11 protein-coding genes are annotated in these 11,971 nt (G+C 68.4%); 8 read left to right on the top strand and 3 right to left on the bottom strand.

The window, feature by feature from the left end:
- Positions 1 to 24 precede the first annotated feature (24 nt).
- Positions 25 to 1,212, top strand: a complete 1,188-nt coding sequence (locus ACR4XW_RS07840; RefSeq protein ID WP_434759989.1) for an acyl-CoA dehydrogenase family protein — start codon at positions 25 to 27, stop codon at positions 1,210 to 1,212.
- Positions 1,213 to 1,246: 34 nt separating this feature from the next.
- Entirely contained in the window at positions 1,247 to 2,401 is a 1,155-nt protein-coding gene (locus tag ACR4XW_RS07845) for an acyl-CoA dehydrogenase family protein (RefSeq protein WP_434759990.1), read from the top strand.
- 130 nt (positions 2,402 to 2,531) lie between these two features.
- Here the strand turns inward: ACR4XW_RS07845 and ACR4XW_RS07850 are convergent, their stop codons facing one another.
- Positions 2,532 to 2,963, bottom strand: coding sequence for a hypothetical protein (locus tag ACR4XW_RS07850; RefSeq protein WP_434759991.1), 432 nt, complete (start codon positions 2,961 to 2,963; stop codon positions 2,532 to 2,534).
- Positions 2,964 to 2,996: 33 nt separating this feature from the next.
- Between ACR4XW_RS07850 and ACR4XW_RS07855 the strand changes: the two genes are divergently transcribed.
- The 5 genes from ACR4XW_RS07855 (at position 2,997) to ACR4XW_RS07875 (ending at position 9,186) form a co-directional block, all read left to right on the top strand.
- Entirely contained in the window at positions 2,997 to 3,914 is a 918-nt protein-coding gene (locus tag ACR4XW_RS07855; RefSeq protein ID WP_434759992.1) for a decaprenyl-phosphate phosphoribosyltransferase, read from the top strand.
- Complete coding sequence (gene dprE1 / locus ACR4XW_RS07860; protein WP_434759993.1) at positions 3,911 to 5,305, top strand: decaprenylphosphoryl-beta-D-ribose oxidase; 1,395 nt, start codon at positions 3,911 to 3,913, stop codon at positions 5,303 to 5,305. Before ACR4XW_RS07855 ends, dprE1 begins: the two co-directional genes overlap by 4 nt.
- Before the next feature lie 9 nt (positions 5,306 to 5,314).
- Entirely contained in the window at positions 5,315 to 6,073 is a 759-nt protein-coding gene (gene dprE2 / locus ACR4XW_RS07865; protein WP_434759994.1) for a decaprenylphospho-beta-D-erythro-pentofuranosid-2-ulose 2-reductase, read from the top strand.
- 134 nt (positions 6,074 to 6,207) lie between these two features.
- The gene (locus tag ACR4XW_RS07870; RefSeq protein ID WP_434759995.1) at positions 6,208 to 7,977 is read left to right on the top strand and encodes an acetyl/propionyl/methylcrotonyl-CoA carboxylase subunit alpha; all 1,770 of its coding nucleotides are present in this window, start codon (positions 6,208 to 6,210) and stop codon (positions 7,975 to 7,977) included.
- 138 nt (positions 7,978 to 8,115) lie between these two features.
- Positions 8,116 to 9,186, top strand: coding sequence for a neutral zinc metallopeptidase (locus ACR4XW_RS07875; protein WP_434759996.1), 1,071 nt, complete (start codon positions 8,116 to 8,118; stop codon positions 9,184 to 9,186).
- A 20-nt stretch (positions 9,187 to 9,206) separates the two neighbouring features.
- On the opposite strand, the gene ACR4XW_RS07880 is transcribed toward ACR4XW_RS07875, so the two are convergent.
- Together ACR4XW_RS07880 and ACR4XW_RS07885 are read right to left on the bottom strand one after the other, a co-directional pair.
- Positions 9,207 to 10,616 carry an NAD(P)H-quinone dehydrogenase gene (locus ACR4XW_RS07880; protein ID WP_434759997.1) on the bottom strand — a complete coding sequence of 470 codons (1,410 nt, stop codon included), beginning with the start codon at positions 10,614 to 10,616 and terminating at the stop codon, positions 9,207 to 9,209.
- Between the two features lie 49 nt (positions 10,617 to 10,665).
- The gene (locus tag ACR4XW_RS07885) at positions 10,666 to 11,430 is read right to left on the bottom strand and encodes a hypothetical protein (RefSeq protein WP_434759998.1); all 765 of its coding nucleotides are present in this window, start codon (positions 11,428 to 11,430) and stop codon (positions 10,666 to 10,668) included.
- A gap of 102 nt (positions 11,431 to 11,532) precedes the next feature.
- On the opposite strand from ACR4XW_RS07885, the gene ACR4XW_RS07890 reads away from it, so the two are divergent.
- The gene (locus tag ACR4XW_RS07890; protein WP_434759999.1) at positions 11,533 to 11,967 is read left to right on the top strand and encodes a hypothetical protein; all 435 of its coding nucleotides are present in this window, start codon (positions 11,533 to 11,535) and stop codon (positions 11,965 to 11,967) included.
- Positions 11,968 to 11,971 lie beyond the last annotated feature (4 nt).

Consider the following 11,971-nt stretch of genomic DNA (forward strand, 5'->3'; position numbering starts at 1 on the left):
ACCCCCGCCGAGCAAGGAGACCCGATGGATTTCACCTTCACCGCCGACGAAAAGGCCTTCGACGCCCGGGTGGTTGCCTTCCTCGAGGAGGAGAACAACCGTCCCGACGCCGATGCGGTCCATGGCCGCGATCGGGTCACCTCCACCGGCCTGGCCGACACCCCCGAACGCAAGGCCTTCATGCGCCGACTGGCCGAGCAGGGCTGGTTGGGCCTGACCTGGCCGGCAGAGTACGGCGGCCGCGAGCACGTCGGGCTGTACGAGTACATCCTCAACGAGCGCCTCTCGCAGTCAGGGTGCCCACTGATCGGCAAGGGCGTCGGCATCATCGGCAAAACCCTGATCCGGCACGGCAGCGACTTTCTCAAGGAGAAGTTCCTGCCCCAGATCCTCACCGGTGAGATCGACTTCGCCCTGGGCTACTCCGAGCCCGAGGCCGGCTCCGACCTGGCCTCGCTGAAGCTGCGTGCCACCCGGGTCGAGGGTGGCTGGAAGCTCAACGGCCAGAAGCGGTTCAGCACCTCGGCCCACTTCGCCGACTGGTACTGGGTGGCCGCCCGCACCAACCCCGAGGCGCCGAAGCATCAGGGCATCACCCTGTTCCTGGTCGACCTGACCGACCCGGGGTTGACCGTCCTGCCGCAGCCGACCATCTCCGGGGAGCGCACCAACGAGGTGTTCTTCGACGATGTCTTCGTCGCCGACGAGTACATCGTGGGCGAGGTCGACAAGGGCTGGACCTATGTCTGCGAGGCACTCGACTACGAGCGGTTCACGATCTACACCGTCGGACGTCTCGAAGTGCAGTTGAACAAGGCCGTGGCATGGTCACGCACCCCGACCCCGAACGGCACCCTGCCCAAGGACGATCCCGAAGTGCGCCGGGGCCTGGTCAGGTTCACCACCGAACTCGAGGTCGCCCGGCTGATGACCCTGCGGGTGGTGCACAAGGCGCTGCAGGGTGAGGTGCCGACCACCGAGGCATCGGTCTGCAAGCTGGTGCTGACCCAACTCGAGCAACGGTTGTCCTACTGGATCGTGGACGTGATCGGCCCGGCCGCTCTGCTGCCCACCGGCGAACCCGGGGCGATCGACAACGGCTACTGGGAGAAGGCCTACAAGAACGGGGTCCTGACCACCATCGGTGGCGGCGCCTCGGAGATCCAGAAGAACATCCTGGCCCGCCGTGCGTTGCAGCTGCCCAAGGGCTGACCGTCCGCCTCCCCTCCTGCCGAAGGACACCGCCATGGATCTGTCTTTGACCGATGACCAACAGGCCATCGCCCAACTCGTCCGCGAGATGTGCACCACGCACTTCGACCGCGACCGGATCCGGTCCCTCGAAGACCGGCCCGGGGTCTTCCCCGAGTCCCTGTGGAAGCACTTCACCTCCTCGGGTCTGGCCGGTATCACGATCCCGAGCCGGTACGGCGGCGAGGGTGCGGGGCTGACCGATCTGGCGGTGGTCGCCGAAGAGCTCGGACGGGCCGCAGCCCCGCTCACCCCGTTGATCTCCTCGGTGCTGTGCGGCGGACTGCTCAGCCGGTTGGGTGATGACGAGCAGCGCGCCGAATGGCTACCGCAGCTCGCCGCCGGCACCGCCCTGGCGACGATGGCATGGCTGGAGCCGACCGGCGGCTACCACCCCGACGAGATCACGGTCAGTGCCGAAGCCACCGGTGCCGAGATCCGGTTGCGCGGTGACAAACACTTCGTCCCCCACGCCGAGGACGCCGCGGTGTTTCTCGTCCCGGCCCGTGACAGCGAGACCGGCGCGGTGGAGCTGTATCTCGTTGCGGCCGGGCCCGGGGTCGAGGCCCGGGCGCATCGGACGATGTCGGGCGAGCTGCTCTACACCGTGACCTTCGACGCCACGATTCCGGCTCGTGGCCGGTTGGGTGAGCCGGGGGCGGGCTGGTCGGCGTTGGACGAAGCGATGCTCGACCTGGCCGCGGCCCTGGCCTGTTATGCCGCCGGTGGTGCCCGGCGAGCCCTGGAGATGGCGACCGAGTACGCCAAGACCCGGGAGCAGTTCGGCCAACCACTGGGCGCCTTCCAAGCCATCGCCCATCGGCTGGCCGATGACCTGGTGGCGGTGGAGGGTGCCGAAACCCTCGCCCGTGAGGCCGCCTGGGCCCGTGATCAGGACGGTGACAGCCGCCTGCTCGCGACGATGGCCAAGCAGCACTGCGGCCGGGTCTTCCGCGACGTCGCGGCCTCGGCCCACCAGATCTTCGGCGGGATGGGGTTCACCGTCGACATGGACATCCAGTTGTACTCACGCCGCGCGAAACAACTGCAGTTGTTGTGGTGGGACAACCGGTATTTGGAGGCGCGGATGGCCGAGCTCGTCCTGGACGGCGCCGAGCCGGGTGTTCCGCCGCCCTTCATCGAGCGATGAGGCGTTGGACCGCTTGCCCCGTCATCCGGGTCCGCTGCTGCAACATGCCCGATTTCGCGCCGGGAAACCGTATCCAGCGCCGAAGGGCGATAATCAGGCCGGTTGCAGCAGCGTCCAAGGCTGAGTCGAGCTACTGCCCCTGTTTGCGCAGGCTGAAGGCGCCGCCGGGGGAACCGTCGCCCATCGGGGTGAAGGCACCTTCCCAACCGTGGCCGGTGAACAGCAGCGCTCCCCCGGCGTCGTCGGTGATCGTCCAGCCGGCCCGGGGCAGTTCGCGGCGGAACCAGGCAGCCAGTTCGTCGGCGTCGGGGGCATCGAAGACGACGTTCACCAGGTTGATCTGGGAGATCAGCAATTGCAGCCGGTGTTCCCGTGGCACCACCACCGCATCCACCGGGCCGTACTCGGCCCCCAACTCGCGCAGGGTCATCCCGTCCGAGGGCACCGAGGCGGTGACCGGGGCGGGGGTGGGCGGCGGATCGTAATCGGGTACCGACGAGCAGCCGGTGAGCACCGCCAGGGTCGCGACGAGCGCGATCAGGGGACGGGTTCGGCTGCGCACCCGCCCCACTGTAGCTGCGGTAACCTTGTCCCAATGACGAGCAACCCCGCGCCACGGACCGCTGACGAGCTCGATCGTCCCCGGACCTTTCTGCCGGCGTGGCTGCGCGCGATGCGCCCCAAGCAGTGGACCAAGAACATTCTGGTCTTCTCCGCACCCCTGGCCGCCGGCGCGATCCTGGACCCGGGGGTCGCCTGGCGCAGCGCGGTGGCCTTCGTGGTGTTCGCCCTGATTTCCTCGGCGATCTACCTGATCAACGACATCCACGATGTCGCCGAGGACCGGCTGCATCCGAGCAAGCGCTTCCGTCCGATCGCCGCCGGAGAACTGTCGATTCCGACCGCCTGGGTGCTGGCCGTGCTCACCGCCGTGGTGGCCATCGCGGTGGGGTGGCTGATCAGCCCGCTGCTCGCGTTGACCCTGGTGGCCTATCTGGTGTTGCAGATCGTCTACTCGATGCTGTTGAAGCATCAGCCGATCATCGACCTGGCCATCGTGTCCTCGGGTTTCCTGCTGCGCGCGATCGCCGGTGGCGTGGCCACCGGACTGGAACTGAGCCAGTGGTTCTTGCTGGTGGCCTCCTTCGGGTCGTTGTTCATGGTGGCCGGCAAGCGGTACTCCGAGTACGTGGCCCTGGGCGCCGAGGCCGGTACCCGCAAATCATTGGCCCGGTACTCCGATTCCTACCTGCGCTTCGCCTGGACCCTGGCCGGGGTGTGCGTGGTGATGTCGTACTCGCTGTGGGCCTTCGAGCACCGCGGCGACGGCCCGGCCGGTATCCAGTGGACCGCGATCTCGATCGCCCCGTTCACCTTGGCGATGCTGCAGTACGCGATGCGCATCGACACCGGGGCGGCCGGTGAACCCGAGGACATCGTGATGCGAGATCGTGTTCTTCAGGTGCTGGGTGGCATCTGGCTGATTCTGATTGTGGTGGCGGTGATGCTGTGAACAACCCGACGAGCAACGCGACGACGACCAACCCCGCGACCGGGCCGAGGAGGCTGCACGGCTGGGGACGCACCAACCCGTCCCCGGCGGTGGTGCACACCCCGAGCAGCGTCGATGATGTGCTGGCCCACGTCACCGCCGGCACCCCGCGCGGGATCATCGCCCGCGGCCTGGGCCGGTCCTACGGTGACCCGGCCCAGAATGCCGGCGGCCTGGTGCTCGACCTGACCCGGCTGAACCGGATCCTGCACATCGACGCCGAGGCCGAACCGCCCACGGTCACCGTGGAGGCCGGGGTCAGCCTGGATCAGTTGATGAAGGAACTGTTGCACCACCGGCTGTGGGTGCCGGTGCTGCCCGGTACCCGTCAGGTGACGATCGGCGGCGCGATCGGCGCCGATGTGCACGGCAAGAACCACCACACCCAGGGCTCCTTCGGCAACCACGTCCGGTCGCTGGATCTGGTCACCGCCGACGGGAAGGTGCGCACCGTCGGCCCCGAGAACGATCCCGACCTGTTCTGGGCCACGATCGGCGGGATGGGCCTGACCGGGGTGGTGGTGCGCGCCACCGTCGAGGTGCAGCGGGTCGAGACCGCCTTCTTCGCCGTCGACACCGACCGCACCCACGATCTGGACGACCTGATGGCCCGGATGACCGACGGGGACGACAACTACACCTACTCGGTGGCCTGGTTCGACGCGGTCACCCGCGGCAAACATCTCGGCCGGGCGGTGCTGACCCGCGGCAACAAGGCCTCGGTGGACGAACTTCCGCCCGCGCTGCGCCGCGACCCATTGAAGTTCGTGGCCCCCAGCTTCGGCACCATCCCCGACCTGTTCCCCAACGGCCTGCTGAACCGGGTCACCGCCCGGGCCTTCAGCGAGTTCTGGTTCCGCAAGGCACCCAAGCATGCGGTGGGTGAGATCCAGAACATCACCCAGTTCTTCCATCCGCTCGACATCCTGGCCGACTGGAACCGGGTGTACGGACCGGCCGGATTTCTGCAGTACCAGTTCGCGGTGCCGTTCAACGCCGATGCGGTCTTCCGCCGGGCGGTGGAGACAATCGTGCATTCGGGGCATGTCTCGGCACTGAACGTGCTGAAACGGTTCGGCCCGGCCAACCCCGGCATGTTGTCCTTCCCGATGCCCGGCTGGACCCTGACCGTCGACTTCCCGATTCGCGAGGGTCTGGCCGATCTGTGTCGGCGGCTCGACGAACTCGTGCTCTCGGCCGGCGGGCGCACCTACCTGGCCAAGGATTCCCGGGTCTCCCCCGACGCGCTGCGCCGGATGTACCCGCGGCTGGCCGACTTCACCGCCGTCCGCGACCGGGTCGACCCGAACCGGGTGTTCGTCTCCGACCAGTCCCGCCGCCTCGACCTGTAGGAGTACCTCATGAACGACGCCTTCGGCGCCCCCCAGACCCTGCTGCTGCTCGGCGGCACCTCCGACATCGCCCTGGCGATCGCCCGCCGCTACCGCGCCGAGGGCAACCTGCGCCGGGTGATTCTGGCCGCCCGGCCGGGCCCGCGGCGCGAGACCGCCGCCCGCGAGCTGGCCGACCTCGGCCTGACGGTGGAGCAACTCGATCTGGAGGCCCGCAACCCAGACTCCCACGCCGCCACCGTCGACGAGGCCTTCGCCGCCGGTGATGTGGACGTCGTCGTGTTCGCCTTCGGGGTGCTCGGGGAGGCCGAACGAGCCTGGACCGACGCCGACCACGCCCTGGAGATGGCCGACGTCAACTACACCGCACCGGTGCACCTGGGCGTGCTGGTGGCCCGGCTGTTGCGTGCCCAGGGTCACGGGTCGATCATCGCCCTGTCGTCGGTGGCCGGTACCCGGATCCGCCGCTCGAACTTCGTCTACGGCTCCACCAAGGCCGGCATGGACGGTTTCTTCTTCGGCCTGGCCGAGGCCCTGCGCGGCAGCGGAGTGGGTGTCACGGTGGTGCGTCCGGGATTCGTGAAGACCAAAATGACCGCCGGGATGAAGCCCGCGCCCTTGTCGGTGACCGCCGATCAGGTGGCCGAACAGGCCGTGGCCGCGGCCCGCCAGGGCAAACAGGTGGTCTGGGCGCCGAAGCTGTTCCAGTTGGTGATGCTGGTGCTGCGGCACGTGCCGCAGGCGATTTTCCGCCGGTTGCCCTTCTGATCGACCGCCTGTCGGACGCCGCCGGAGCCCGGGTGACCAAGCTCCGGTGCCGCGCACACGACACCCGCTGAGGGGTCTAGACTCCAACATTGAGCTCGCGAAAGTGTTTCAGAGTCGAACGCAGGAGGGACCCCGTGGCCATCAGCAAGGTGCTCATCGCCAACCGCGGCGAGATTGCCGTCCGAGTCATCCGAGCGGCAGCCGATGCCGGCCTGGGCAGTGTTGCGGTATACGCCGAGCCCGATGCCGACGCCCTGTTCGTGCAGTTGGCCGACGAGGCGTACTCCCTGGGTGGGTCCACTCCGGCGGACAGCTACCTCGACATCGCCAAGATCCTGGACGTGGCCGAGCGCAGTGGCGCCGACGCGATCCACCCCGGTTACGGCTTCCTGGCCGAGAACGCCGACTTCGCTCGCGCAGTGGAGGAAGCCGGCCTGATCTGGATCGGCCCGCCCCCGCACGCGATCGAACAACTCGGTGACAAGGTCGCCGCCCGTCATATCGCCCAGAAGGTGGGCGCCCCGCTGGTGCCCGGCACCCCCGACCCGGTGGCCGACGCCGACGAGGTGGTCGCCTTCGCCAAGGAGCACGGCCTGCCGATCGCGATCAAGGCTGCCTTCGGTGGCGGTGGCCGCGGCCTGAAGGTGGCCCGCGAGTTGGACGAGGTCGCCGACATGTTCGATTCGGCCGTCCGCGAGGCCGTCGGCGCTTTCGGTCGCGGTGAGTGCTTCGTCGAGCGCTACCTCGACAAGCCGCGCCACGTCGAGACCCAGTGCCTGGCCGACAAGCACGGCAATGTGGTCGTGGTCTCCACCCGCGACTGCTCGCTGCAGCGTCGCCACCAGAAGCTGGTCGAAGAGGCTCCGGCCCCCTTCCTGAGCGAGGAACAGCTCGAACGGCTGTACTCCTCGTCCAAGGCGATTCTGAAGGAGGCCGGTTACGTCGGCGCGGGCACCTGTGAGTTCCTGGTCGGCCAGGACGGCACCATTTCGTTCCTCGAGGTGAACACCCGCCTGCAGGTCGAGCACCCGGTCTCCGAAGAGGTCACCGGTCTGGACCTGGTGCGCGAGATGTTCCGGATCGCCAACGGCGAAGAGCTCGGCTACGACGATCCCGAGATCACCGGCCACTCGATCGAGTTCCGGATCAACGCCGAGGACGCCGGCCGCAACTTCATGCCGGCCCCCGGCACCCTGACCGCGTGGCGCGCCCCCGGCGGCCCCGGCGTCCGGGTGGACGAGGGCTACCTGGCCGGCACCACCGTGCCGGGCAGCTTCGACTCCCTGGTCGCGAAGTTCATCGTCACCGGCGCCACCCGCGAGCAGGCTTTGGCGCGGTCGCGCCGGGCGCTGGCCGAGACGGTGATCGAGGGTATGCCGACGGTCATCCCCTTCCACCAGGCCGTGCTGAACGATCCGGCCTTCACCGCCGACAACGGTGACTTCACCGTGCACACCCGGTGGATCGAAACCGAGTTCGACAACACCATCGAGCCCTACGGCGGCACCCCGGGCGAGGCGCCCGAGGCCGAGGAGAAGCACAGCGTCGTGGTCGAGGTGAACGGCAAACGGGTAGAGGTCAAGCTGCCCGCCAGCCTCGGTTCGCTGAGTGGTCAGGCCGCGGTGAAGAGCCGTAAGCCGGCCAAGCGCAAGTCGGCCTCCACCCAGGTCAAGGAGGCCTCCGGCAACTCGCTGACCTCTCCGATGCAGGGCACCGTGGTGAAGGTGAACGTCGAAGAGGGCGCCACCGTCAGCGAGGGTGACCTGATCGTGGTGATCGAGGCGATGAAGATGGAACAGCCGCTCAACGCGCACCGCTCCGGTGTGATCACCGGGCTGAACGCCGAGGTCGGCGCCACCGTCAGCAGTGGCGCGGTGCTCTGCGACATCGTCGACGAGGACTGAACGATCAACGAAAGTTGACCGACCGTACACTCGGGTGGCCGATCACCGCTCCGGTATCGGCCACTTGGTGTTTTTCCGGACGCTTTGCGCCCGCCGGTACCTAGGCTGACTCCCATCATCGATCCTCGGGAGGCGGGCATGGCCCACTATGGCGGCCCAGCGCCGTGGCACCAGTCGGGCGGGTGGCAACAGCCCGGCCGGCCGCACGGTGCAGCCCACCCCGGGCCCGGGCAGCAGCCGGGCTCGGGCCACCACGTGCCGCCACAGCAACCCGGCGGCCCCTCGGGCTGGCACCACGGCGGATGGCAACCGTCCGACTGGCAGCAGCACTCTCCCCCACCGCGCAAGGGCCCGAACCCCGCCCTGATCACCCTGCTGGTGCTCAGCGTGGTGGCGGTTGTTGCGCTGGTGGTGTTGCTGCTTCTGCTGTCTCGTCCCGAGTCGGGTACCCCGCCGACCGAACCGACCCCGGCCGAATCGTCGGAACCGACCGAACCGACCCCGAGTGATGATCCGGGCCAGGGCGGCGATCCGAACGCAGCCCTGACCGACAACCCGATCTACCCCCAACCCCTCCCGGAGGCCACCACCTGTCGGGACGTGGCCGCCGCCCCGACCGACACGGCCGGGTTGAAGACCCAGGGGGAACAGTGGGTCAAGTGTCTGTCCGACACCTGGGCGGGGTTGCTCGCCGACGTCGAGGGCGGTTTCCGGGCTCCCGACTTCCAGGTGTTCACCGGCGGGACGGTGAGCACCGCCTGCGGTGACAGCGGAGGTGCGTTCTACTGCTCGTCCGACGAGACCATCTACCTCGGCGCCGATGATCTGGCCAGGATCAACGCCTCCCTCGACCAGTCCGGCCTGGGCGTCAGCTACTACTACGTGGTCAGCCACGAGTACCACCATCACGTACAGCAGCTCTCCGGCATGATCGACGCGATGATCGCCGAGTACCAGAGCAACTTCAACGAGGGCAGCCGCCGGTTGGAGTTGCAGGATCAGTGCTGGGTGTCGATGGCCCTGCGTTCGGCCCCCGACTACGACTTCACCGCCGAGAAGCAGCAGGTCTGGAAGGCCATCCTCGAACGGAGCACCTCACCACAGCACGGGGACTCGACCTCCACGGTGCGCTGGGGCACCGTCGGTCTGTCGGCGAAGACCCTGGGCGACTGCAATACCTGGACCGCACCTTCGAATGAGGTGTCCTGAGCGGACGGGTCAGGTCCGGGTCAGTGGGTCTCGAGCTTGAACTCCTTGTGCCCGCGCATCCGACGGGCGGCCTCGGCGATCGACCCCGACAGCGACGGGTACACCGTGAAGTCGTGGCTGAGTTGATCGACGGTGATCCGCTCGGCCACCGCGATCGACAAGGGATGAATCAGCTCCGAGGCCTGCGGGGCGACGATCACCCCACCGACGATGATGCCGGTGGCCGGCAGGCAGAAGATCTTCACGAAACCGTCGGCCAACCCGATCATCTTGGCCCGGGCGTTGGTCTCCAGCGGCATCGTGTACGACACCGCCCGCACCTCACCGGAATCGACCTTCGCCTGGGTGGCACCCACGGTGGCGATCTGGGGTGAGGTGAACACGTTCGCGGCCACCGAGGTCACGTCCAGCGGGGCGACGGCATCGCCCAGGGCGTGCCACATCGCGATCCGGCCCTGCATGGCCGCCACCGAGGCCAGCGGCAGCACCCCGGTGCAGTCACCGGCGGCGTACACGGTGCGCCGCGAGGTGCGCGACACCTTGTCGACGGTGACATAGCCGCGCTCATCGGTGGCGATCCCGGCCTCGTCCAGCATCAGGTCGCCGGTGTTCGGAATCGAGCCGACCGCCATCAGCACATGCGATCCGGTGACGGTTCGGCCGTCCTCACAGGTGACGGTGACCTCATCGCCGTTGCGCACCGCCGAGGCGGCGCGGGCGCGGGACAGGATCTCCATGCCCTGGCGTTCGAAGACGTTCTGCAGCACCCGGGCGGCGTCCTGATCCTCACCGGGCAGCACCATGTCGCGGGAGGACACCAGCACCACGTCCACCCCGAGGGCGTCATAGGCACCGGCGAACTCCGCCCCGGTGACACCGGAGCCGACCACGATCAGCCGTTCGGGCAGTTCGTCGAGGTCGTACACCTGCGTCCAGTCCAGGATCCGTTCCCCGTCGGGCACCGCGGTGGGCATCACCCGGGGACGGGCGCCGGTCGCGATCAGGGCGATATCGGCCTCGAAGGTTTCCTCCGAACCGTCCGCGGTGGTCGCGATCACCCGGCTGTCGCCGTCGAAGCGACCCTTGCCGTCGACCAGGGTCACACCCTCCTCGATCAGCTTCTGTCGGATGTCGGCCGATTGGGCCAGGGCGAGATCCTTGATCCGGGCGTTGACCGCGGCCAGATCCACCCCGACCACCTCGTGGTCGTCCTCGGGGCCGAACCGCAGACCGAGGGCATGACCCTCCATCACCCGGGTCTTGGCGTCGGCCGTGGCGACCAACGTCTTGGACGGGACGCAGTCGGTCAGCACCGCCGAACCGCCGATACCGTCCGAGTCGATCAACACCACCTCCCCGCCCAACTGGGAGCCCACCAGAGCGGCTTCGTAGCCGCCTGGCCCACCACCGATGATCACTACTCGCGTCACACCGGCAGTCTTTCATGCCCGGCCGACAACCGGGCACCCGACGTCCGGGCTAGACCGAACCGGGGGCGAAGGTGAGTTCGTCCACCGCGGGCCACGACCAGTCGGGCTCCGGCTCGTGTTCGCCCCAGCCCTCCTCGGCGTATTGGGAGAGCCAGCCCAGCTTGCCGTCCTCGATGTTGAGGGTGATCACATGGGTACGGGCCTCGCGCACGAAGGTGGCACTGACGGGGAAGGTGTACTGGTCGAGCAATGGCCTGGGGGCGTGTTCGTCGACCTCGAACTCGATCACATCACCGATCCGGCGGCAGCGGGCACCGGCGAGTTGGGTACGCAGTTCTTCGGCACCCCACCCCACGACCCCGGACAGGATGCCGGACACGATCGCGGTGATGTCCTCGCTCAGCGGCTCGGGGGTGGCCTCAATGCCCTCCTCCTCGAAGCGGCCGCGGAACCAATAGACCTCGAGCGCACTCACGGCCACCGCCCCGACCGCGGTCAGGGCCGCCATCAGTCGGCGCGGGTGTTCCACCCCGCGCCGGGACAGATAATCCATCGTCCAGCCGTCGCCGCGGGCCAGCAGATCCTTGGCGCCGTAGGTGGCGCCGGTGATCCCGAGGGCCAGGGCCGGGCGCGAACCGGAGACACCGTCCTCGTCCGACAGGGTTTCGGCCGCGGCCAGGGCGCCGGCGGCCAGCCAGTAGAGGTGCTTGCGCACCCCGGTGAGGGTGTGCGGATTGATCAGGGTGAACGCACCGAGCACACCACCCCGGGCTGCACCGAGGGCGAGATGCCGAACAGCGGGACGGGATAGCATCGTCAGTCAGGTCCTTTCGTGAGGCCCATCCAGCTTTCCAGATCGGTGATCGCCACACCTCGCGATCATTGGGGTAGCCGACAAAATTCCGGAGGTTCTCAGATGCGTCACATCCGGCCGGCCGTGATCGTGGCGGCGGTGCTGGCCGGTGCCCTGGTGCTGGTCGGGATGTGGTTGGCGATCAACGGCCTGCCGGAACGCACCCCGACCCAACGGCTGATGCTCGGGCTGTCCCAGGTGGCCTTCGCGCTCGCGGCCCTGGTCGCGATCATCGAGATGGCCTGGGAGCGCCGGGCCTGGCGCCGCCGCAGTTTCCGGATCGTGGCCGCCCTGGCCGGGTTGTTGGTGGCCACGGCCATCCTGCTGCTGGTCGGACGCGGGGTACTGGGTTGGGGGCGGCCGGCCGATGGGGTCACCCCGGGTCTGGGGTGGACCGGCATCGCGTTGCTCTTCGGATGGCTGGTGATCGACACCACTCGGCAGGACCGCCGGCTGCGTCGGCGGTACATCGCCGAGGGCGAGGCCATGGAAGACTGAGCCC

It is taken from the genome of Pseudenemella bisphenolivorans (genome assembly GCF_051133435.1).
Taxonomy (GTDB): Bacteria; Actinomycetota; Actinomycetes; order Propionibacteriales; family Propionibacteriaceae; genus JAAYAO01.

Excerpts from the sequence above, each read along its gene's own strand:
- ACR4XW_RS07845 (WP_434759990.1), top strand. The coding sequence starts at position 1,247 with ATGGATCTGTCTTTGACCGATGACCAACAGGCCATCGCCCAACTCGTC.
- ACR4XW_RS07855 (WP_434759992.1), top strand. The coding sequence starts at position 2,997 with ATGACGAGCAACCCCGCGCCACGGACCGCTGACGAGCTCGATCGTCCC.
- ACR4XW_RS07890 (WP_434759999.1), top strand. The coding sequence starts at position 11,533 with ATGCGTCACATCCGGCCGGCCGTGATCGTGGCGGCGGTGCTGGCCGGT.
- dprE2 (WP_434759994.1), top strand. The coding sequence starts at position 5,315 with ATGAACGACGCCTTCGGCGCCCCCCAGACCCTGCTGCTGCTCGGCGGC.
- ACR4XW_RS07875 (WP_434759996.1), top strand. The coding sequence starts at position 8,116 with ATGGCCCACTATGGCGGCCCAGCGCCGTGGCACCAGTCGGGCGGGTGG.
- ACR4XW_RS07885 (WP_434759998.1), bottom strand. The coding sequence starts at position 11,430 with ATGCTATCCCGTCCCGCTGTTCGGCATCTCGCCCTCGGTGCAGCCCGG.
- ACR4XW_RS07840 (WP_434759989.1), top strand. The coding sequence starts at position 25 with ATGGATTTCACCTTCACCGCCGACGAAAAGGCCTTCGACGCCCGGGTG.